The sequence below is a fragment of the Pedobacter polaris genome, from assembly GCF_005116505.1.
Taxonomy (GTDB): domain Bacteria; phylum Bacteroidota; class Bacteroidia; order Sphingobacteriales; family Sphingobacteriaceae; genus Pedobacter; species Pedobacter polaris.
Genome location: NZ_SWBR01000001.1, coordinates 1,126,550 through 1,148,036, shown reverse-complemented (window position 1 = coordinate 1,148,036; position 21,487 = coordinate 1,126,550). Strand labels below are relative to the sequence as shown.

23 protein-coding genes are annotated in these 21,487 nt (G+C 34.8%); all 23 read right to left on the bottom strand.

Features of this window, described 5'->3' with window-relative positions; genetic code table 11:
- Positions 1-43: 43 nt before the first annotated feature.
- Positions 44-745, bottom strand: a complete 702-nt coding sequence (locus tag FA048_RS05120) for a 16S rRNA (uracil(1498)-N(3))-methyltransferase (protein WP_136839125.1) — start codon at positions 743-745, stop codon at positions 44-46.
- A gap of 11 nt (positions 746-756) precedes the next feature.
- Positions 757-2,181 (bottom strand): hemolysin family protein, encoded by a 1,425-nt coding sequence (locus tag FA048_RS05115; RefSeq protein WP_136839124.1) that lies wholly within the window; start codon positions 2,179-2,181, stop codon positions 757-759.
- A gap of 2 nt (positions 2,182-2,183) precedes the next feature.
- Positions 2,184-2,729: an inorganic diphosphatase gene (locus FA048_RS05110; protein WP_136839123.1), complete on the bottom strand. Its 546-nt coding sequence runs from the start codon at positions 2,727-2,729 to the stop codon at positions 2,184-2,186.
- The gene (locus FA048_RS05105; protein WP_136839122.1) at positions 2,722-3,396 is read right to left on the bottom strand and encodes a DedA family protein; all 675 of its coding nucleotides are present in this window, start codon (positions 3,394-3,396) and stop codon (positions 2,722-2,724) included. The genes FA048_RS05110 and FA048_RS05105 overlap by 8 nt, the downstream gene beginning before the upstream one ends.
- A gap of 46 nt (positions 3,397-3,442) precedes the next feature.
- Complete coding sequence (locus FA048_RS05100) at positions 3,443-4,816, bottom strand: NADH-quinone oxidoreductase subunit N (RefSeq protein WP_136839121.1); 1,374 nt, start codon at positions 4,814-4,816, stop codon at positions 3,443-3,445.
- A gap of 2 nt (positions 4,817-4,818) precedes the next feature.
- Positions 4,819-6,282 (bottom strand): complex I subunit 4 family protein, encoded by a 1,464-nt coding sequence (locus FA048_RS05095; protein ID WP_136839120.1) that lies wholly within the window; start codon positions 6,280-6,282, stop codon positions 4,819-4,821.
- A gap of 19 nt (positions 6,283-6,301) precedes the next feature.
- Positions 6,302-8,203, bottom strand: a complete 1,902-nt coding sequence (gene nuoL, locus FA048_RS05090; RefSeq protein ID WP_136839119.1) for an NADH-quinone oxidoreductase subunit L — start codon at positions 8,201-8,203, stop codon at positions 6,302-6,304.
- An 11-nt stretch (positions 8,204-8,214) separates the two neighbouring features.
- Complete coding sequence (nuoK, locus tag FA048_RS05085) at positions 8,215-8,544, bottom strand: NADH-quinone oxidoreductase subunit NuoK (protein WP_136839118.1); 330 nt, start codon at positions 8,542-8,544, stop codon at positions 8,215-8,217.
- Entirely contained in the window at positions 8,537-9,043 is a 507-nt protein-coding gene (locus tag FA048_RS05080; RefSeq protein WP_136839117.1) for an NADH-quinone oxidoreductase subunit J family protein, read from the bottom strand. The genes nuoK and FA048_RS05080 overlap by 8 nt, the downstream gene beginning before the upstream one ends.
- Before the next feature lie 92 nt (positions 9,044-9,135).
- Positions 9,136-9,636: a NuoI/complex I 23 kDa subunit family protein gene (locus FA048_RS05075; protein WP_136839116.1), complete on the bottom strand. Its 501-nt coding sequence runs from the start codon at positions 9,634-9,636 to the stop codon at positions 9,136-9,138.
- A gap of 9 nt (positions 9,637-9,645) precedes the next feature.
- Complete coding sequence (gene nuoH / locus FA048_RS05070) at positions 9,646-10,683, bottom strand: NADH-quinone oxidoreductase subunit NuoH (protein WP_136839115.1); 1,038 nt, start codon at positions 10,681-10,683, stop codon at positions 9,646-9,648.
- Entirely contained in the window at positions 10,683-11,693 is a 1,011-nt protein-coding gene (locus FA048_RS05065; protein WP_136839114.1) for a 2Fe-2S iron-sulfur cluster-binding protein, read from the bottom strand. Before FA048_RS05065 ends, nuoH begins: the two co-directional genes overlap by 1 nt.
- Positions 11,694-11,695: 2 nt before the next feature.
- Complete coding sequence (gene nuoF / locus FA048_RS05060; protein WP_136839113.1) at positions 11,696-13,072, bottom strand: NADH-quinone oxidoreductase subunit NuoF; 1,377 nt, start codon at positions 13,070-13,072, stop codon at positions 11,696-11,698.
- The gene (locus FA048_RS05055) at positions 13,072-13,584 is read right to left on the bottom strand and encodes an NADH-quinone oxidoreductase subunit NuoE family protein (protein WP_136839112.1); all 513 of its coding nucleotides are present in this window, start codon (positions 13,582-13,584) and stop codon (positions 13,072-13,074) included. Before FA048_RS05055 ends, nuoF begins: the two co-directional genes overlap by 1 nt.
- On the bottom strand, positions 13,577-14,791 hold the full coding sequence (locus FA048_RS05050) for an NADH-quinone oxidoreductase subunit D (protein ID WP_136839111.1): 1,215 nt from the start codon (positions 14,789-14,791) through the stop codon (positions 13,577-13,579). The genes FA048_RS05055 and FA048_RS05050 overlap by 8 nt, the downstream gene beginning before the upstream one ends.
- Positions 14,792-14,797: 6 nt before the next feature.
- The gene (locus FA048_RS05045) at positions 14,798-15,298 is read right to left on the bottom strand and encodes an NADH-quinone oxidoreductase subunit C (RefSeq protein ID WP_136839110.1); all 501 of its coding nucleotides are present in this window, start codon (positions 15,296-15,298) and stop codon (positions 14,798-14,800) included.
- On the bottom strand, positions 15,298-15,840 hold the full coding sequence (locus FA048_RS05040; protein WP_131551933.1) for an NADH-quinone oxidoreductase subunit B: 543 nt from the start codon (positions 15,838-15,840) through the stop codon (positions 15,298-15,300). Before FA048_RS05040 ends, FA048_RS05045 begins: the two co-directional genes overlap by 1 nt.
- A gap of 158 nt (positions 15,841-15,998) precedes the next feature.
- On the bottom strand, positions 15,999-16,370 hold the full coding sequence (locus FA048_RS05035; protein WP_136839109.1) for an NADH-quinone oxidoreductase subunit A: 372 nt from the start codon (positions 16,368-16,370) through the stop codon (positions 15,999-16,001).
- A 79-nt stretch (positions 16,371-16,449) separates the two neighbouring features.
- Complete coding sequence (locus FA048_RS05030) at positions 16,450-18,177, bottom strand: tetratricopeptide repeat protein (RefSeq protein WP_136839108.1); 1,728 nt, start codon at positions 18,175-18,177, stop codon at positions 16,450-16,452.
- 92 nt (positions 18,178-18,269) lie between these two features.
- Positions 18,270-19,175 (bottom strand): PstS family phosphate ABC transporter substrate-binding protein, encoded by a 906-nt coding sequence (locus FA048_RS05025; RefSeq protein ID WP_136839107.1) that lies wholly within the window; start codon positions 19,173-19,175, stop codon positions 18,270-18,272.
- Positions 19,176-19,422: 247 nt separating this feature from the next.
- On the bottom strand, positions 19,423-20,244 hold the full coding sequence (locus FA048_RS05015; RefSeq protein ID WP_136839105.1) for an energy transducer TonB: 822 nt from the start codon (positions 20,242-20,244) through the stop codon (positions 19,423-19,425).
- Positions 20,245-20,262: 18 nt separating this feature from the next.
- Positions 20,263-20,814, bottom strand: a complete 552-nt coding sequence (locus tag FA048_RS05010; RefSeq protein WP_136839104.1) for an ExbD/TolR family protein — start codon at positions 20,812-20,814, stop codon at positions 20,263-20,265.
- Between the two features lie 12 nt (positions 20,815-20,826).
- Positions 20,827-21,447: an ExbD/TolR family protein gene (locus tag FA048_RS05005; protein WP_136839103.1), complete on the bottom strand. Its 621-nt coding sequence runs from the start codon at positions 21,445-21,447 to the stop codon at positions 20,827-20,829.
- Positions 21,448-21,487 lie beyond the last annotated feature (40 nt).

The window sequence follows — 21,487 nt, the reverse complement described above, 5'->3', positions numbered from 1 at the left end:
CGCCTAACCCATAACTTATAACCCATAACCTTTAACTCATTTCTCATCTATTGATATAATTAACTTCAAAACAAGCCGCTAATGCTGCAGTTTCTGTCCTTAACCTCGTATTACCTAAAGTTACTGGTTTGTAACCATTATGCAAAGCAAGATCAAGTTCTATTGGAGAGAAATCTCCTTCCGGGCCAATTAAAATTAAGTAAGATTGATGTATATCTACTTGCTGATTGATATATGACTTTTCACCATCCATGCAATGGGCAATTAGCTTTTCTCCTAAAAAATTTTGTTTTAAAAAGTCAGTATAAGATACAGCTTCATTTAATTTAGGATGATAAGCTGTTAATGATTGTTTAACTGCTGATGTAATTACTTTTTCGAGTCTTTCTTCCTTTACAATTTTACGTTCGGAGCGATCACAAATAATAGGTGTTATTTCATCAATACCAATTTCAGTGGCTTTTTCTAAAAACCACTCTAGTCGATCTATGTTTTTGGTTGGCGCAATAGCAATGTGTAAATGATGATTACGTTTACCATACTCAAATTGCTTAGTTATTATTTGAAGATGAACATGCTTTTTACTTACGTCATTAATTTGGGCCTGATATAAGCCGCCTTTGCCATCAATTAAGTGAATGATGTCATTAACATTTAAACGGAGAACTTTACTGCAATGTCTGCTTTCTTCCTCGTTTAATATATACTGATCCGAATTAATATCTGGTGTATAAAAAACATGCATTATAGAAGGTTTTAATGCGTATCAACCATATCGCTTTTGCTAATTACCAACTCAAGCTTAATGGTTTCTATATTCTGTTCTGTTTTCTTTAAAATGGTAAATAGGTATCCATAACATTCTTCGCTATCGCCTACTTCAGGAATTTTACCAAATGCATGAGAAACTAATCCACCTACAGTATCAAAGTCTTCATCTTCTGGCAAATCATGTGGTAAATGCTCATTTACATCATAAACTGTAGCATACGCATTAATTACAAATTCCGTATCTGATATCTTTTCTACTGTTGGCTTTTCCTCGTCATATTCGTCTTGTATTTCGCCTACAATTTCTTCAACAATATCTTCTAAGGTAACCATACCAGCCGTACCCCCAAATTCATCAATTACAATAGCAATTTGAATACGTTTTTGCTGTAATTCACTTAGTAAGTCATTAATCTTTTTTGTTTCTGGAACAAAATAAGGTTTACGAATAATATCACTTAAAGCCCATTCTTTATGGTTTGCCAGTAACGGCAATACATCCTTAGCATGAACAATTCCTATTATTTTATCAATTATTTCATCATAAACCGGCATACGAGAATAACCTTCTGAAATAATTTTATCAACTACTTCTCCTTTAGGTGTATTCAATTCAATGCCTGAAATTTTGGTACGCGGAACCATTATATTTTTTACAACGCGTTCATTAAAATCAAATACGTTTTTGATTAGTTCGTGCTCATTATCTTCTAATGCCCCACTTTCTTTACCTTGATCTAATAAATATTGTAACTCCTCATTGCTATGCAAAGATTCATGACCACCAGCGGTATTAATACCAAATGGCTTAAGAATTACAGCTGCTAAGCTATTTAAAGTCCAGATAAAAGGTCTAAAGACAACATAGAAAATTTGCAATGGTACAGTTACAAATAACGTTGTCGCTACCGGCCTTTGAATGGCCAATGATTTTGGAGCTAGCTCACCAAATACAATGTGCATAACTGTAATTACAGAGAATGCAACTATTGTGGATGTTGAATGAATAAAAGTCTCACTTAGGTTCCAATTTAAGCCGGTAAAAAGATCTTTAAAAATTGTATGCATTACATCTTCACCTACCCAACCTAAACCTAATGAAGCTAATGTTATTCCCAATTGCGTTGCAGCTAAATATCCATCAAGATTATGTACGATATTTTTAGCCATCTTACCAACTCTGCTTCCAGATTTAGCTTTAATTTCTATTTGAGAAGCACGTACTTTAACGATTGCAAATTCTGCTGCTACAAAAAATCCATTCAAAAAAACAAGAAATAATGCCAAAATCAGCTTCCATCCAATAGAACCGCCTTCTGCATCTACTGGAATTACTACCGCTAAAATTGATGTTGGTAAATATCCTGTTAAGGAGGTAATTACCAACGAGCAAATGGAATCGTAAATCATATTTAAACCCTAAATTTCTTATCGTAAAGCGCTATGCTTTCTTGTATTACTTTATGAGCATAACGCACACCAAGTAAATGTTCAATCGTTACTTTCTTTTCTTCTAAAGCTTTATAATCTTGAAAGAATTTAACAATTTCTTTCATGGTATGTGGTGGTAATTCGTGTAAGTCGTTAATGTAATTTACCGACATATCGTTTTTGGCTACCGCTATAATTTTATCATCTTGCTCGCCATTATCTACCATATGCATTACCCCAATAACCTTTGCTTCAATAATAGTCATTGGATAAACATCCACAGAACATAACACTAAAATATCTAGTGGGTCATTGTCGTCGCAATACGTTTGAGGGATAAATCCATAATTTGCAGGATACATTACAGACGAAAACAACACCCTATCTAATTTAATCAAATTAGATTCTTTGTCGATTTCGTACTTCGCCTTTGATCCCTTAGGAATTTCAATTATTGCATTTACTACAGCTGGTAGATTCTCTCCAGGAGATACGCTATGCCACGGGTGATGATCGTCTTTACTCATTTTTTTCTTCTTCAATCTCTGGATCATCTTCATCACCACCTTTAGTTACCCGCTTCTTCACAAACGTGACAATTAGTGGTATTGTGGTAATTACAATGAAACCTATTATAATATAAACCAAATATTCTTCAATTTGTTGGGCAAAACTTCTTCCCAAAAAATAACCTAACAAAGTTAATGATGCTATCCATAATATTGCGCCAACAATATTATAAAATGCAAACTTTTTAACGTCTAACTTAACAACCCCAGCAAAAATAGGGGCAAATGTTCTTACAATTGGCACAAACCTTCCCATTATTAAGGCAAAGGCACCTTGCTTTCTATAGTATCGTTCTGCAGCTAAAAGGTATTTTTTCTTAAAAAAAATACTATCCTTTCTTTTATATAATAATGGCCCCGTCTTTCTTCCGAACCAATAACCTGTAAAATTCCCTAAGATAGCAGCAACGCATAAACCCAAAACAAGCACGTAAATGTTAACATCTAACCTGCCAGTGGCGACAAACATGCCTGCTAAAAATAAGAGATAATCACCTGGTAAAAAGAAACCGAAGAATAAGCCAGTTTCAGCAAAAATCACAAACAATACAACATAGAAACCACCCTCTTTAAGTAATTTTTCAGGGTCAATAAAATGCTGTAATGAATTCCAGAATTCTTGCATAGTTCAATTATTCGTAAAACTACAAATAATAATCTATATCGTTAGTTTATATCAAATTTAAAATGAGATCAGGATAAACCCCTAGAAAAAAAGTAACTATTACAGAAAAAACTAATACTATTTTATACTGCAATGGCACTTCTAACTCTACTTCACTACCTTCTTTAAACCACATTGCAATAATTACTTTAAAATAATAGTAGAAGCCTACCAATGCATTTAAAATTGCAATAACCACCAAGGCAGTTTGATAAGTTTCCATTACATTTAAAAACATCACATATTTACCTATAAAACCTGCAGTTAATGGAATACCTGCTAAAGAAAGCATAGCAATAGTTAATGTAAAAGCAGCTAATGGATTTCTTTTACCTAAACCATTAAAACTATCTATGCTATCGCTGCCCGTTTTCTGTTTAACTAAAATCAACACTGCAAAAGCGATAATGCTAGCAAAAGTATAAGCTGCTGCATAAACTAGAACATTACTGGCAGAATTAGTAGTTAATACAACTAACGAGAACAATAAATATCCGGCATGAGAAATACTTGAATAGGCAAGCATTCTTTTAAAGTTTTTCTGATAAAGTGCAGTAATATTACCCACACACAAGGTGATGATAACGATTACCATTAATGCTGGTGTCCAAAAATCATGTAGCGGTTCAAATGCTCCAGCAAATAGTCTTAAAAAGGCTGCAAAACCAGCAGTTTTAACTACTGTAGACATAAATGCTGTAATTAAGGACGGCGAACCTTCATATACATCTGGAGTCCAGAAATGGAAGGGTGCAGCACCAACTTTAAAGCATAAACCAATCATTACCAAAATAACCCCTGGGTAAAATAGTGGTGAAACAGATTTAACATTATCAATTAAGTATTGTTGTATAACTGCAATATCAAACGATCCAGTAGCCCCATAAATCAAAGCAATACCAAAAAGTAAAAATCCAGTAGAAAAAGCACCCATTAAAAAATACTTTAAAGAGGCTTCATTTGAAGCAAAATTTAATTTACGAATGCCCGCAAGAATATATAAACTCACCGACATAATTTCTAACCCAATAAACAGCATCGACATATTTTGGTAAGAAACCATAATAGTAATCCCGCACAAGGCGAAAAGTATCAGCGTAAAATATTCAGCTACGTTATCGCTACCCTCGGCAAAGTAGTTTTTGGTTAATAGAAATATAAAAAAAGTACCAATAATTGATATTGCAGAAAAAGCCAATGCGAAATTGTCCATGCGCATCATGCTATAATAGGTTGTAGGGTTATTCCATGAACAAACCGCAAAACCCAAAGCAACCAGCAAACCTATTAAAGTTAAGGGAAGCAAGGCTTTTTTGGCCTTAAACAAACCTGCATAAAGTACTACTAAAGCCGTAACGGCAATGGTTATAATAATGTTCATGTCTAGTTTACCCCTGTTAATTTTTGATTTACTTGTTCTAATAAATGTTGTACTGAAGCTTCTGATAAATTCAAAATTGGCTTAGGATAAACTCCCATAGCTACTATCAATACGCAAATGGTATACAATACCACTTTTTCTGTTCCTTTTATATCTGTAAAAGTTATTGTTAAATCATTAGTTGTACCCAACATCACTTTTTGATACATTCTTAGCATATAAACTGCTCCGAAGATAATGGTAAGCCCTGCAATTGCACCAAGCCATGCATTATAATCGTAAACACTATATAACAATAGAAATTCGCCTATGAAACCATTTGTTCCTGGTAAGGCTACGGTTCCCAAAACTATAATTAAGAAAACGATTGCCAATTGTGGGGCTACCTTAGCTAAACCACCTAATTCATCAATCTTATTGGTTTTTAAACGAGATGATATGATATCTAACACGAAGAATAAACCAACTACATTAATTCCATGACTTAACATCTGCACCATTACACCCTGCATGCCTTGAGTATTTAAAGTGAAAATACCTGCAGCAATAAGTCCAACGTGACCAATAGAAGAATATGCAACCAAACGCTTCGCATCTTTTTGTGTAAATGCAATAAGTGACGCATAGACAATTCCGATAACTGAAAGGATCATCGCAACACAAATCCAATCGTTGACACCTTGAGGTACGATTGGCAATAACCATCTGATTACACCATAAATACCCATTTTTAACATAATTCCTGATAATAACATGGTTCCTGGCGCAGGAGCTTCTGTATAGGTATCTGGTTGCCAAGTGTGGAAAGGAAATATTGGCATTTTGATCGCAAATGCAATAAAAAATGCCCAAAATATCCAACCTTGTTGATATGAATCTAAGTTTAAAGCATAAAATGCATTGATGTCGAAATTTTTCGCAGGATTCTGTAGATACAAATAGATAATCCCTAACAGCATGAAAAGTGAACCAGCAATAGTGTAAACAAAAAACTTCATGTTTACTTTAATACGATCCTTACCTCCCCAAATTGCGCAAATGAAATAAATAGGAATTAAAGCTGCTTCCCATCCAATATAAAATAAGAAGCCATCTAAAGCAGTAAATACCAGCAGTAACCCACTTTGCATAAATAAAATCAATGCGTAAAAAATACCAGCATTTTTATATTCATGTTTAAAAGTTGACAGTATAATTAACGGCACCAACACATTGGTTAAAATTACCGTAATCATACTAATTCCATCAATACCTGCATGGAAATTAATGCCTAATTGTTGTATCCAAGGATAATTTACAGCAAACTGTGTAGTTGCATCTGGAGTAAATTGCGCCAATAATCCAATCGTAACGCAAAGCGATAAAAGTGCAAATCCTAAAGCACTTATTTTAGCAGCCCCACCTTTTATAAAAGAGGTGACAATTGCTCCTGCTAGCGGTAAAAATATGAGTATTAAAAGTTCCATTTATATGTGTTGAACCGAATTAAGCGATAGATAAATAAGTATACAATAACAAAGCGACGATACCGAATACCATCATAAAAATATAAAAACCAACATTACCTGATTGTAGTAACCGTAATCCTTTACTACCTTCATTTGCTGTCCAGCCTAATCCATTTACTAAACCATCAATTAATTTTTTATCAATAATGCGATAGAAAAATTTAGAAAAAGCATCTAATGGCTTTCTAATGATAGCGTCATAAATTTCATCTAAATAAAACTTATTATAAGAGATTTTGGCCAACAACGAACGCTTGCCTTCATCTGCCACTGGCACATGTGCATTTTTAACATATTTAGTATAAGCATAAACAGTTGCAATTACTGCGGCTAATACTGAAACACCCATTAATGCAAATTCTGTAGTATGATCTAGTATTAATTCATGTTGTGCAATACCTGCTCCAGATAACCAATGTGCCAGCCATTCATTACCACCAAAAACATGAGGGATATTAATAACTCCACCGATTGCTGCTAAAACCGCTAAGACGATTAAAGGGAAAGTCATGGTTTTAGGAGATTCATGAATATGTTCTTCTGAATGATGCGTTCCACGATATTTACCAAAGAACGTTAAATACATCATTCTAAACATATAAAAAGCCGTTAAAAATGCAGTGAACAACCCGATTGCCCAAAGTACTTTATTGTATTGGTAAGCATGTGCTAAAATTTCGTCTTTAGAGAAGAAACCAGAAAATGGAGGTAGGCCTGCAATTGCAATTGTACCAATCATCATGGTCGCAAAAGTAACTTTCAATTTAGATTTCAGTCCACCCATATGGCGCATATCTTGTTCGTGGTGCATGGCATGAATCACAGATCCAGCTCCTAAGAACAACAATGCCTTAAAAAATGCATGTGTTAACACATGGAAGAATGAACCTGTATAGGCGCCAACACCTAAACCTAAAAACATGTATCCCAATTGTGATACCGTTGAATATGCTAGTACTTTTTTAATATCTGTTTGCGTTAATGCAATAATAGCTGCCATTAACGCAGTAGCTGTTCCAATAATTGCAATAATATCCTGAGCTGTAGGCGCTAGATCAAATAATGTGCTAGAACGGGCAATCATATAAATACCAGCAGTTACCATTGTTGCGGCATGTATTAACGCAGAAACTGGCGTTGGACCAGCCATTGCGTCTGGCAACCAAGTAAATAATGGCAATTGTGCGGATTTACCACAGGCGCCTATAAATAACAAAATCGTAATTAAAGTAATTGGGCCTGCTCCAGGCATCATTGATGCAGCTTGTGGGAATACTTTAGCAAATTCCACACTTCCAAATGTATTGAAGATTAAGAAAACGCCTAAAAGGAATCCTAAATCTCCAATTCTATTCATTACAAATGCTTTTTTAGCTGCACTTGCATAATTACTATTGGTATACCAAAAACCAATTAATAGATAAGAGCATAAGCCTACTCCTTCCCAACCGATAAACATTACAATGTAGTTTGAGCCTAAAACCAAGATCAACATGAAGAAGATAAATAGGTTTAAATAACTAAAGAATTTACCAAAACCAGCATCTTCGTGCATGTATCCAATTGAATAAATATGGATCAAGAACCCCACCCCCGTAATGATTAAGAGCATAATCGCACTTAATGGATCATATAGAAATGAAAGTGGAATATGTAAATTACCAGCACTAATCCAATCAAAAAGATTAACAGGAAAGTGCTTTTGTGTGCTTGCACTTAGCTCAAAAAACAAGGCAACGCTTAATACAAAAGAAGCCAATATAACGCCACTTCCAATTAAACCAATTAGGTTTTTGCTAAATGTATTTCTGCCTAGGCCATTAATTACAAAGCCTATAAGCGGAAGCAAAGGAATTAACCAAAGTAAACTATTTATCATCTTCTATATAATTACCACTTAAGGCGATTTAACACATTAATATCTATTGACTGCGTATTTCTGTAAACCATTACAATAATTGCTAGTCCTACCGCTACTTCAGCAGCTGCCAATGCCATAATAAAAAACACAAAAACTTGTCCTGAAGGATCGTTGTGGTGAACAGAAAAAGCTGTTAGTAACAAATTCACAGAGTTTAACATTAACTCTACCGACATAAAAATTACAATTGCATTTCTACGCGTTAGTACACCAATTACCCCTATAGTAAAAATAATTGCACATAACCAGATGTAATGGTTAAGTGGAACTGCCTGCATGGTTTGAGTTAAATTATCCATTCGTTTTTTCCTCTTTTTTAGTTAGCAATACTGCCCCTACCATTGCTGTAAGCAATAAAATTGAGGACAGTTCAAATGGCAGCATAAATGGCCCGAATAATTCTTTACCTAAGTTTTTAACTAAACCTAAATTTGGGTTTTGCAAAACTAATGGACTATTGATTGTAACTGCTTTAAGGGAACCAACAAGAGTTACAATTAAACAACCTCCAGCTATTACACCTAAAATTTTGACAAATGCTGTTTTATTGGGTTCGTTTTCTTTATTTAAATTTAATAGCATCAGTACAAAAAGGAATAGAACCATAATTGCACCCATGTAAACAATAAAGTTTACAACCGCTAAAAACTGCGCGTTTAACAACACATAATGAACAGTAAAAGTAAAAAAAGTAAGAATCAAATATAAAACGCTATGAATTGGATTCTTCGAAAAGATAACCATCAGCGAAAAGATGATGCTTAATGTTGCTACGAAATAGAATACTGATGTACCCATTAATTTTTTTTGTTTAGTTATTATTATTAACTGTCATGCTGAGCTTGTCGAAGCATTTCTAAATTAGATTCTTCGTGCCTCAGAATGACAAACTATTTTACCTCCAAAGGAGCTTCAACTAATTTATCTTTCCCGTAAATAAAATCTTTACGTAAATAATCAGATGGCACAATTGGCCCATCTAAATAAATAGCTTCTTTAGGGCAAGCTTCTTCGCATAAGCCACAGAAAATGCAACGTAACATGTTGATCTCATATACAGCAGCGTATTTTTCTTCGCGATACAAGGCTTTCTCTTCTGGCTTACGTTCTGCAGCAATCATGGTAATTGCTTCAGCAGGGCATGATAAAGCACATAACCCACAAGCAGTACAGCGTTCTTTACCTTCTTCATCTCTTTTTAAAGAGTGCATTCCTCTCCAGTTAATAGAAAATTCTCTCTGCTGCTCTGGATATTTGATGGTTGAACTTTTCTTAAAAAAGTGGCTCATTGTAGTACCCAATCCTTTAACTATTGCAGGCAAATACATTCGCTCTGCAAGGTTTAGAGGCTTTTGCTCTAGTACTTTTTTCTTGTTACTTAATGATTCCATATCTCTCTCTTAAAACTTATTTACAACAGCGATTACAATCCCTGTAATAATGATATTTGCAATGGCAAGTGGAATTAATGTTTTCCAACCTAAATTCATCAATTGATCATAACGGAAACGAGGGATTGTCCAACGTACCCACATGAAGAAAAAGATGAATGCAAATATTTTAATAAATAATACTCCGGTTCCAATTAACGCTGCCACATTAGGACTAACATGGGCAGCAACAGTATCCATCCAAGGATAATTATAGCCACCAAAATATAATGTTGCCATCACTGCTGATGAAACGAACATATTGATATATTCAGCAAACAAATAGAACCCTAATTTCATTGAAGAATACTCTGTATGGTAACCACCGATTAGCTCAGTTTCACATTCAGGTAAATCGAATGGTGCACGGTTAGTTTCAGCAAAAGAACAAACCATAAAAATAATAAAGCCTAAAGGCTGATATAACACATTCCAATGCCACCCATGCTGTTGAGCAACAATTTCTTTTAAGCTTAATGTATTAGTCATTAAAAGCAGGGCGATAATAGATAGGCCCATTGCAACTTCATAACTAATATTCTGAGAAGCAGCTCTAATAGCACTTAATAATGAATACTTATTGTTAGAGGCCCATCCACCGATCATAACACCATAAACACCTAATGATACTACTCCAAATAAGTAAAGTACACCAACATTTATATCTGTTACTTGCAATGGAACCGCTCTTCCATTAATGGTTAAATCTTGTCCCCATGGAATAACTGCTGTACCTATACAGGCGCAAAGCATTGCCAAACCAGGGCCGACCATAAATAACCATTTACTTGCATTTGAAGGAATGATTTCTTCCTTCATAAACATTTTCAACCCGTCAGCTAATGGTTGCAAAATACCAAACGGGCCAGCTCTATCCGGACCTAAACGATCTTGTAAAAAAGCTGCCACTTTTCGCTCTGCATAAGTAGAATACATTGCAATTACCAAACTAATGGCAAATAAAATGGTTACCAGTGCAAATTTTTCAATTACAAAATTTATATCCATTAGAATTTACTGGTTTTTTCTAGTTCAACTTTATTAGCTTGCTGCAAAGCAAGATTTTCTTTAATCACTGGCAAAGGTTTAAAAGTTTCGTAGTGATTTGATGAAATTACCGAAGTATCTGAAATATGAGTCGGTTGTTCAATAGTCCAATCAGCTGTTGCTTTTTTCTCAAATCGGCATTCGTTACAAATAAATTCTTCTACTTCACCAAATTGATCTTTACGTGCAGTAACACGTAGTACATCAGCCCCCTTATACCAAAGTGTTACTTTACCATTACACTTTTCGTGGTTGCAATCTCTGTGTGCATCAACAGGTTTTGTAAACCAAACTCTATTTTTAAACCTAAACGTTTTATCAGTTAAAGCACCTACAGGACAAACGTCAATTACATTTCCAGAGAAATCATTATCAACTGCCGTTTGAATATAAGTAGAGATTTCCGAATGGTCTCCACGATTTAAAATCCCGTGTACACGCTTATTGGTAATTTGATCTGCTACAAAGACACAACGATAGCATAAAATGCATCTATTCATGTGCAGCTGAATTTTATCACCAATATCAATTCTTTCGAATGTACGACGTTCAAATTCGTATCTCGTCTTTTGTAAACCGTGTTCGTAGCTTAAATCTTGTAAATCACATTCACCTGCTTGGTCACAAACAGGGCAATCTAACGGGTGATTGATTAACAAAATCTCTACTACACCACTTCTTGCCTCTAATACTTCTGGGGAAGTGATATTTTGCACTTCCATACCATCCATAACCGTAGTACGGCATGACGCAACAAGTTTAGGCATAGGACGTGGGTCTTTTTCAGAACCTTTGCTAACCTTAACAATGCAAGTACGACATTTACCACCACTACCTTCTAACTTAGAATAATAACACATTGCAGGCGGTACAATATCTCCTCCAATTTGCCTAGCGGCATTGAGAATACTTGTACCCGGTGCTACTTCTACCGTTATACCATCAATAGTAACTTTCATTAAATCACTCATGGTTAAAGATTATCCTGTTTAACTTCCTCAACTTTTTTCTCTATAGGAACTGCATAATTGGCTAAGCCATAATTGCTGCTTAAGCTTTTAACTGGCTCTTTTACATGCCACTCAAACTCATCTCTAAAATGTCTAATTGCACTTGCAACTGGCCAAGCCGCCGCATCGCCCAACGGACAAATTGTATTTCCTTCTATTTTTTTAGACACATCAACTAACAAGTCAATATCACTCATTTTTCCGTGTCCGTATTCTAATCTATGCAATACTTTTTCTAACCAACCAGTTCCCTCGCGACAAGGAGAACATTGTCCACAACTTTCGTGATGGTAGAAACGAGCGAAATTCCAAGTATTTCTAACAATACATTGATCTTCATCAAAGGCTATAAAACCACCAGAACCTAACATCGTTCCTGTTGCGAAACCACCTTCAGAAAGTGATTCATAGCTCATTAATCGTGGATCGCCATTTGCATATTTTAAAGTTAAATTAGCTGGCAGAATTGGTACCGAAGAACCTCCAGCTACTGTAGCCTTTAGCCTTTTACCATTCGCAATACCACCACAATACTCATCAGAATAAATAAACTCCTCAACTGGTAAGCCTAATTCAATTTCGTAAACTCCAGGTTTAACTAAGTTTCCAGAAGCTGATATTAATTTGGTACCTGTACTTCTACCGATACCTATTTTAGCATATTCATCACCACCATCATTGATAATAGGTACAACTGCTGCAATAGACTCAACATTATTTACAACCGTTGGGCAGCCATATAGACCAGCAATCGCTGGAAAAGGAGGTTTAATACGAGGATTCCCTCTTTTTCCTTCTAATGATTCTAACAATGCGGTTTCTTCGCCGCAAATGTAAGCACCACCACCAGGTTGAACGTAAAGTTCTAGATTATATCCAGTGCCTAAAATATTCTGTCCTAAAAATCCTGCTGCCTTTGCTTCGGCAATTGCTTTTTCAAGAATGCGGATTTGTGGCATCATTTCACCACGTACATAAATGTATGATGTGTTTGCACCAAGAGCGAAACTTGAAACAATCATTCCTTCAATTAACGCATGAGGAATATAATTCATCAAATACCTGTCTTTAAAAGTTCCAGGCTCAGATTCATCTGCATTGCATACTAAATAACGTGGAACGCCTTCTGGTTTTGCCAAAAAGCTCCATTTCATCCCCGTAGGGAAACCTGCACCACCTCTGCCTCGTAAGCCCGATTTTTTAACTTCTTCTACTATTTCATCAGGAGTTAAAGTTTTTATCGCTTTTTCTACAGCACGGTAACCACCTTTTTGGCGGTAAACCTCTAGCGTATTGATGCCAGGTACGTTGATATGTTCGAGTAATAGTTTACGTCCCATTATTTATTGCGTAAATCGTCTATCAATTGATCAACTGATTGCTCAGTTAAGTTCTCATAGAAAGTATATTCTGGACCTATTTGTAATACTGGGGCAAAGCCACACGCAGCTAAACATTCTACACCTCTCCAACTAAATAAACCATCTGCTGTAACTTCACCTTCTTTAACACCAAGTTTATTTTCAATATGGCCCATTATTTTTTCTGCTCCCACCAAGCAACAAGGACCAGTGCGACAAACTTCCAAAACATACTTCCCTTTTGGTTGTAAGAAGTACATACTGTAAAAAGATGCAACTTCGTATACTTCAATTGGTTCAATGTTCAAATATTCCGCAACTTTGTCCATTGCAGGTACGCTTGTCCAGCCAAATTCTGCTTGTACCAAATGTAAAATAGGTAGCAAAGCTGATTTTTGTTTTCCGGCAGGATAACGTTTTACAATTTCATCAAAATTGACAAGCAAAGCTGATGAAAACTCTACAGGTTGTTGTTCTTCTACTTTAAGCATCTAATTCTCCTGCAATAATGTTCATGCTACTCATGTTAATGATGGCGTCTGATAACAGCATACCTTCACTCATTTTAGCAAACATTGAATAATTAATAAAACTTGGTCTTCTAAAATGTAAACGATATGGAGTTCTACCACCATCATTAATTAAATAGAAACCTAGCTCTCCGTTACCACCTTCTACTGCATGGTAAACTTCTGCTTTTGGCGCATCAATTTCACCCATCACAATTTTAAAGTGATAGATCAATGCTTCCATATTGTTATAGACTTCTTCTTTTCCTGGTAAATAAAATTCTGGCACATCAGCATGGAAAATACCTTTAGGCTCAGATTTTAATTTCTCTAAAGCTTGTTCGATGATTCTTACACTTTGCCACATTTCTTCATTACGTACCAAATAACGATCATAAATATCACCACTAGTACCAACAGGAATTTCAAAATCAAAATCTTGATAAGAAGAATAAGGCTCACTTACACGAACATCATAATCCACACCTGTTGCACGTAACAAGGGGCCAGTCCACCCGAAACTTAACGCATTTTCTTGTGTTACTTCGGCTACGCCAGCAGTACGGTCAATAAAAATACGGTTACGATTCAACAAGCTTTCAAATTCTCTTAAAGCAACTGGAAATTCTTTTAAAAATTTATTGATTTTCGCAAATGCGATGTCATTAAAATCTCTTTCCAAACCACCAATACGTCCAATATTTGTCGTTAAACGAGCTCCACAAATTTCTTCATAAATCTCATATATATGTTCTCTAAACTGGAACAAATAAAGGAAAGTTGTAGTTGCTCCAGTATCTTGCGCAATAATAGTATTGCAAATGATATGATCAGAAATTCTTGCCAATTCCATTATAATTACCCTTAAGTAATCTACACGTTTAGGAATTTGGATATTCAATAATTTTTCAACCGTCATGTGCCATCCCATGTTATTAATTGGAGATGAGCAATAGTTTAATCGGTCTGTTAAAGGTGTGATTTGATAGAATGGCCGATGTTCTGCAATTTTTTCAAATGCTCTATGTATGTATCCTATAGTAGAAACACCACTTACAATGCGTTCGCCATCTAATTGCAATACGTTCTGAAAAACACCGTGCGTAGCAGGGTGAGTTGGACCTAAATTTAAGGTCACCAATTCATTCTGCGGATCGTTATCTGTATATACTGGTTGATTGTGCTTCATTAGTTTTTATCTACCAAAGTATTCGTCTTTTTTATCAACTCTGTTTGGATCTTCTAAGGGATATTGTTTAAGCATAGGAAATACACCTAATTCATCCATATTCAAAATTCTTCTTAAATCAGGATGCCCCTCGAATTTAATCCCGAAAAAATCATACGTTTCTCTTTCCATCCAATTTGCTGAGTTCCACAAAGTAGATACAGTTGGAATAGTCGCATCATTCTCATGAATAAAAACCTTTACGCGAACCCTTACTCTGCTAACCATACTATGCAAGTGATAAACCACCGCCAATTGGTTCTTTTCTGGATAATGAACCGCAGTTAAATCAGTTAAGAAATTAAAATTAATCTTCGCGTTCTCTTTTAAGAAAGATAAAACATTTACAATTTTATCCTTAGTTGTAGAAAAAGTAAGCAATCCATAAGGTTCTGTTACATCAAAAAGTTGCTCGCCGAATTTCTCGCCTAGCAAATCAATAATTTCTGTATTTGTTGCTTTAGCCATTATTCTATTCCGTAAGAAGCTAACATTTGTTTATATTGGTCTGAATACCTTCTTCTACCCGATTCATTTTTAACCAATTCTTGAATCTTTCCAAAGCCATCTAAAATAGCTTCAGGGCGAGGAGGACATCCTGGAACATATACATCTACTGGAATAATTTCATCTATGCCTTGTAAAACAGAATAGGTGTCAAAAATTCCTCCGCTAGATGCACAAGCACCAACAGCTATCACCCAACGAGGTTCTGCCATTTGTAAATAAACTTGTTTTAAAACAGGCCCCATTTTTTTTGCAATAGTACCCATTACCATTAAAAGATCTGCCTGACGGGGAGAAAAACTTAATCGCTCAGCCCCAAAACGACCAAAATCGTAATGTGAGCCCATGGTAGCCATAAATTCAATTCCACAGCAAGAAGTAGCAAATGGCAAGGGCCATAACGAATGCGAACGTGCCAAACCAATAACCTTATCTAAGGAAGTGGCAAAAAAGCCTGAGCCTTCTATCCCTGGTGGCGCATCTACTATATTGATTTCACTCATGTTATAAACAAAAAAATGCTCATCCTACAATACAGAATGAGCTACAAATTTACAATTTTTTAAAAGCAATTAGATTAAGCTATTAGCATTTAGAACCAATCTAAATAAAACCAATTTCTCTTTTCGGTTATTAAATTTAACTGGTAGCTACTACTTTGTTAATTCCAATCTAACGCTTTTTTCTTTAAGATATAGATAAAACCAAGTAAAAGAGTACCCATAAAAATGAACATCTCAATAATTCCATTCCATCCCAGTTCCCTAAAGTTCACTGCCCAAGGGTACATAAAGATTACCTCTACATCAAATAACACAAAAAGTATAGCGACCAAAAAATATTTAATAGAAAATGGTTGACGGGCATTACCTACCACTTTAACACCTGCTTCAAAGGTGGAAAGCTTATCACTAGTTTTACGTTTAGGCCCTAAAAAGTGAGTAGCAAATAAAGTTACTACTACAAACCCTAGTGCTACAATAACTTGAAATATAATAGGTAAAAAATCTTGTGCTGTACTTGTGGTTTCCATGTATACTATTTTAGGCAAAATTAAAAGAAAAAGGCAGGATTACAAACCCTGCCTTCTCTTTTATAATTATTAAGAATTATTACTTCTTAATTGGAGCTTTTTTAGGTGGGGTAGCTGGCCCATTTAATTGTTGTATACTTTGAGTTGCGTAAGCATTCTGTGGATCAAGAGCTAAAGTTTTATTGAAATATTCTTTTGCTTTTTCTTTATCAGTAGGAATTGCAGCAGCACCTAAATAATTGTATGATTCGATTAAATTTTTAACATTAGGAGTCGCTTTTTCTGGTTTTGTAACAGTTACAAGTGTTACAAATTTTTCATAAAAAGGTGCAGATAGGAATTTAGAATTCTCTTTGTTATCCTTAATATCTACATACTTATTAACTCTACCTCTATAAAGATATCCCGATTCATATTCAGGTGCTAATTGGGTAACTTTTGAAAAGGCAGAATCTGCTTCTACTAAAATTGATCTATCTGGGTTTTTATTATCTCTATCAGCGAAAGCATAAGTATAATAATCTGCTAAGCCTAAGAAAAAGTTATTCATAGCCATATTAATGTTCTTAGAATTAAGTTTTATTACTTTTCTATAAACATTTGCAGCTTTATCATATTTTTTTGCATCAAACAAAGTTTTACCTACTGCTGCCAAATCCTCAACTTTAGTAGAATCTAACTCAACCCCTTTAGTAATGTTAATTACTGCTAAACTATCATTTCCAGTTCCTTGTAATGCTTTACCTAGGTATAGGTAATCTAAACCGATAATACGAGACGCATCTTGAGTTCTTGCAAATAATTCGTTCATGTATTGAACACCTTGAGGAAAGTTTTTATTCTCAATTGCAGAATAACCTCTCATACGAATTACCACAAATTCTTTGGGGTTGTTTTTATCTTCAGACTTTAAAGTCGCAACTTCCTTTTCTAAAGTTGCGTAATCACCTGCATAAACTAAAAATTGTGCATAACGTAATCTTGAGTCGAAAGATTTATCAGTTAAATCTAAATACTTCCTCATATTAGTTAAAGCATCAGCTCTTTTAGTCTCACCATTTTTTGGATCCTGATAAGACCATTGCAATAGTAATTCTGCATATTCACGATAAGCTGGACCATAGTTAGGATCTCCTGCTATAGCTTTCTTCAATTGCGCTTCTGCTTCTGCAAATGCATAAGCTTCTTTATACATTTTACCAATCTGCACATTAACGCGATATAGCGCAGGGTTGATATCTGTAGCTCTTAAATAAACATTATAAGCTTCACTATTCTTTTTTTGCAAAGCGTAATAATCTCCCAAAGCAACAAATGTTTCAGGATCTTTATCTTTCGAATCTAATTCATCTGCTTTATTTAAATTTGGCAGTGCTGCAGCATAATCAGGTGTTTTTTGAGAAATATATGCTCTACCTATCGCTAAGTAAGTATTATAGTCTTTAGCACCTAGAGATAAAGCTTTATCAAAATTAGTTTTTGCTGATGCAGCATTATTTGATTGAAGATCTGCTCTACCTAAACCAACATAGTTTAAAGCATATTTAGGATCTGCAGTAATTCCATTAGTAAAAACAGCCCTAGCAGAATCTAAATCTTCTGTAAGTAAATAAACAGTTCCAAGGTTAAAATAATTTTCACCTTCTTTTGCTTGGCTAGCAACTAATGTTTTAAGCATTGAAGTAGCCTTTTGGTACTGCTCGGCATCTATTGCCTTCTTGGCATCAGCTAAACTTTGAGCAAATGAGGCAGTACCCATCATTACTAAACCTAAACTTAAGGTTATTGCTTTCTTAATCGTTTTCATTGTCTTCATTTGTTTTAATCGAAATAACTTTTCCTGTGCCTTATAAATGGTTCTGCAACAGCAATGTTCTTCTCCTTAATTGAATTTAATTTTTAGTTCGTGTTCCTTATGTTAAAATCCCTTGATACCATCTTATGAGGACCTAGTCCTGATTTGAGTACAATTAACTGACCACGAGGGCTACATAACCAATTTGCAAATCCTGTGCCTAAACCGTCTCTTCCTGTACAATTAATGATATAAACATTTCTTAGTAAAGGGTAAATTCCGCTTATCAAGTTGTTTTGCGATGGTTTGTAAAAAGAATCATCTCCTTTTTTACCCTTTAAGCCCTTAACACCCATCATCTTAACTTTCGGCAAAAACGCCAAAATGTCATTATTATTTTCAAGTAACCAATTTATTCCTACTACTCCAATGTAATCTTTATGCTCTGCAACGTACTTAATTACGTCATTATTTGTTTGCAGTGTATAAACACCTGTCTTCGGCAAAGTAGTTACTTTCGCAGAATCCATAAAATATCTTACTGTACTTGAGTATGCATTATCAAATACTAGTTTTTTATTTAGGGAAGATTTCCCTTTCATAATGTCAAAAACAGCTTCAACAGTAATATTTGTATCAATATTAGCTGCATTTGTGATTAAAGCAATTCCATCAACAGCGAATCTGTCCGTAAATATAGAAAATTGTCTTTGCTTGTAAAAATTTTCCTCTTCAGGCTTCAACATACGAGACATAACTATCATTTTGATCTTTCCATTTAAGAAAGTAGGCAAAATTTTATTCTCATTCCCTAAAACCGTTGTGATCTTTGCGTTGGGGTAATCACTTTTAAAAACCTCAATCTGGTCATCTAATATACGCGCAAATGATTCATCTACTAGCAATTCTATTGTTCCCGATGTTCTAGTTTCTTCAATTTTATCTTTATCAGCTTTTCTCTTACAAGAAATAAATGCAAATAATATTAAAATAAACGTGATATTTCTCATTTACTGTATATCTTTTTGATTAATTAATCTTCCAAATCTAATTCCTGCATAGATTAGAAGAAGTACAGCGAATGCGATTCTATATTTAGTAGGAAATTTTTCAGGATCTAATGATAACAAATCACTAAAAAATACTAACATTATACCTAACGTCAGAAAAATTAAAATCATGAAAACCCCTAAAATAAACAGAAATCGCTGTTGAGGCGATTTCTGTTTAAAGTATTTCAAACTAAACATCTATATGCTATTGTTGTAAATTAAATTTAATTGGAATGTTATACTTTACACGTACTGGTTTACCATTTTGCATCCCAGGATTCCATCTTTTACTTAATCTTAACACCCTTAATGCTTCCTCATCAGTTCCATAGCCAAGTTTTCTATCAACTTTAGCATCAGTAATTGACCCATCTTTCTCAACTGTGAAAGAAACGAATACATTTCCTTGGATGTTATTCTCCGCAGCCATTGGTGGATATTTGATATTAGCACCTAAATAAGCATAGAACTTATCGATACCACCTGGATAAGTAGGTGGATTCTCCATACTTACAAAGTTGTAAACCGTATTATCCTCAACAGCAACAGCTTGTTTTGGTCCTTCTCCAGCAGGTGCAATTTGCACGATGTCTGCAGTTGGATCACCTTCAATTGTTTTTTGACCTGGATCCGCTTTTTTCAAATCCTCCATTTTAGGTGGTTCTTCATCACGCACTTCGTTGTCTGGCTTCACAATTGGAGGAGGAAATTTAATCTGATCCTCTTTTGGTGGTGGCGGTTCAACTGGCGGTGGTGTTTTCACTGCCGGGTCAATTGGTGGTGGCGTTTGCATCACAACCTCCACAATCTTTTCAGGAGGTGGCTCTGGCAATATCCCTGCGATTAAAGCATAAATCTTTGGCGCTAGGAAAAGTAATATAAATATTGCCGACGCAATAAGTAATGATTTGGTTGTATTTGCAGAACTAGATTGACGAAGCTCGTAAGCCCCATAATTTTTGTTCTTTTTGGCAAATATCACATCAAGCCACTCTTTGTTAAATAAATCTATTTTAGATCCAAACATTGCTTAATATTTTAATTGTTATTGTTTATAAATTCCCGCTCTTATCATTGCTTCTTTCTCACTATCCATTAAATGTGTTGGATCGTCATCAATTGCTGGAGCACTGATATTAGTTTTGGTAATGTTAAGCTCGTCCATAATATCTACAAAGTTTTTATAAGTAGATCCTGGAGCAGGTTTAATAATCACAATGATGTCTTTACCCATTGTTTCTTTAACCTTTTTCTTATTATCCAAAAGAGATTTTCTTACTCCTTGAAATCCCTCAATAGTTGGTTGAGATTTTCCAGCCTCTCCCATGTACCATGCTACTTTATCATTTTTTCCTAATAAAATAGTCATTGTTTGAGAAGCACGAAGTTCAAGCTTATTCTCTTTATTTTTTTCATCCTTATCGGGTTTAGCAATGTCCATTGCTAATGGTTTAGATAAAGATGTGGTTAACATAAAGAAAGTAATTAACAAGAAGGCCAAATCAACCATCGCTGTTAAATCTACTTTTGTAGATTGTTTTTTACTTCTTACTTTACCACCTTTACCGCCCCCGCTGGAGGTATCTAATTCTGCCATGGCTTATATATTTTATTTAGCAGCAGCTTCGGCTGATGTAATTAAACTAAATTTGTTAACTTTTTGCTTTTGAAGTACATCTACTATTTTTCTAACAGTAGCATATTCTTCTTCGGCATCTCCTTTAATACTTACACGCATATCTATTTGATGTAATTCTGCAGTAGCTCTACGAGATTGTTCAATCCATCTAAACAGCTGACCGTTTATTGTAGAATCCGTTGGAATTCCATTAAACTGCGCCTCAAACTTGGTGCGCTCGTCGCCATTCATGTTAATGTATTGTTTTAAATTTTCAAATGGCACTCCGAAAGAAGATATTACTTGAAATCTCTTTAGCTCGGCCTCAGAGAAATTAGTAGAATATAATTCAGCCATTTTTTGCAAAGCCAACTTTTTTACGTCTTGTCCAATAATTTCAAGATATACTTTTCCTTTACCAACAGTTAATATTGCTAGATCTTTATCCGGCACTTTAAACTGAACAGTAGAAGAAGGAATCTTTACATCCAGAGGATCAGGTTGACGTGAAGTTGCCGTTAAAATAAAGAAAGTTAACAACAAGAAGGCCACATCGCACATTGCGGTCATGTCTACTGCGGTACTCTTTCTAGGAACTTTTACTCTAGGCATAATATAAAAATTATAATATTTTAATTAATGATGTTAATTT

What these genes read in the sequence shown, in the direction of transcription:
- FA048_RS05045 (WP_136839110.1), bottom strand. Translation starts at nt 15,298, where the DNA reads ATGGCTAAAGCAACAAATACAGAAATTATTGATTTGCTAGGCGAGAAA.
- FA048_RS05075 (WP_136839116.1), bottom strand. Translation starts at nt 9,636, where the DNA reads ATGGAATCATTAAGTAACAAGAAAAAAGTACTAGAGCAAAAGCCTCTA.
- FA048_RS05055 (WP_136839112.1), bottom strand. Translation starts at nt 13,584, where the DNA reads ATGCTTAAAGTAGAAGAACAACAACCTGTAGAGTTTTCATCAGCTTTG.
- FA048_RS05035 (WP_136839109.1), bottom strand. Translation starts at nt 16,370, where the DNA reads ATGGAAACCACAAGTACAGCACAAGATTTTTTACCTATTATATTTCAA.
- FA048_RS05110 (WP_136839123.1), bottom strand. Translation starts at nt 2,729, where the DNA reads ATGAGTAAAGACGATCATCACCCGTGGCATAGCGTATCTCCTGGAGAG.
- FA048_RS05105 (WP_136839122.1), bottom strand. Translation starts at nt 3,396, where the DNA reads ATGCAAGAATTCTGGAATTCATTACAGCATTTTATTGACCCTGAAAAA.
- FA048_RS05100 (WP_136839121.1), bottom strand. Translation starts at nt 4,816, where the DNA reads ATGAACATTATTATAACCATTGCCGTTACGGCTTTAGTAGTACTTTAT.
- FA048_RS05005 (WP_136839103.1), bottom strand. Translation starts at nt 21,447, where the DNA reads ATGCCTAGAGTAAAAGTTCCTAGAAAGAGTACCGCAGTAGACATGACC.
- nuoL (WP_136839119.1), bottom strand. Translation starts at nt 8,203, where the DNA reads ATGATAAATAGTTTACTTTGGTTAATTCCTTTGCTTCCGCTTATAGGC.
- FA048_RS05015 (WP_136839105.1), bottom strand. Translation starts at nt 20,244, where the DNA reads ATGTTTGGATCTAAAATAGATTTATTTAACAAAGAGTGGCTTGATGTG.
- FA048_RS05030 (WP_136839108.1), bottom strand. Translation starts at nt 18,177, where the DNA reads ATGAAAACGATTAAGAAAGCAATAACCTTAAGTTTAGGTTTAGTAATG.
- nuoH (WP_136839115.1), bottom strand. Translation starts at nt 10,683, where the DNA reads ATGGATATAAATTTTGTAATTGAAAAATTTGCACTGGTAACCATTTTA.
- FA048_RS05010 (WP_136839104.1), bottom strand. Translation starts at nt 20,814, where the DNA reads ATGGCAGAATTAGATACCTCCAGCGGGGGCGGTAAAGGTGGTAAAGTA.
- nuoK (WP_136839118.1), bottom strand. Translation starts at nt 8,544, where the DNA reads ATGGATAATTTAACTCAAACCATGCAGGCAGTTCCACTTAACCATTAC.
- FA048_RS05080 (WP_136839117.1), bottom strand. Translation starts at nt 9,043, where the DNA reads ATGGGTACATCAGTATTCTATTTCGTAGCAACATTAAGCATCATCTTT.
- FA048_RS05025 (WP_136839107.1), bottom strand. Translation starts at nt 19,175, where the DNA reads ATGAGAAATATCACGTTTATTTTAATATTATTTGCATTTATTTCTTGT.
- nuoF (WP_136839113.1), bottom strand. Translation starts at nt 13,072, where the DNA reads ATGGGACGTAAACTATTACTCGAACATATCAACGTACCTGGCATCAAT.
- FA048_RS05115 (WP_136839124.1), bottom strand. Translation starts at nt 2,181, where the DNA reads ATGATTTACGATTCCATTTGCTCGTTGGTAATTACCTCCTTAACAGGA.
- FA048_RS05050 (WP_136839111.1), bottom strand. Translation starts at nt 14,791, where the DNA reads ATGAAGCACAATCAACCAGTATATACAGATAACGATCCGCAGAATGAA.
- FA048_RS05120 (WP_136839125.1), bottom strand. Translation starts at nt 745, where the DNA reads ATGCATGTTTTTTATACACCAGATATTAATTCGGATCAGTATATATTA.
- FA048_RS05095 (WP_136839120.1), bottom strand. Translation starts at nt 6,282, where the DNA reads ATGGAACTTTTAATACTCATATTTTTACCGCTAGCAGGAGCAATTGTC.
- FA048_RS05040 (WP_131551933.1), bottom strand. Translation starts at nt 15,840, where the DNA reads ATGAGTGAAATCAATATAGTAGATGCGCCACCAGGGATAGAAGGCTCA.
- FA048_RS05065 (WP_136839114.1), bottom strand. Translation starts at nt 11,693, where the DNA reads ATGAGTGATTTAATGAAAGTTACTATTGATGGTATAACGGTAGAAGTA.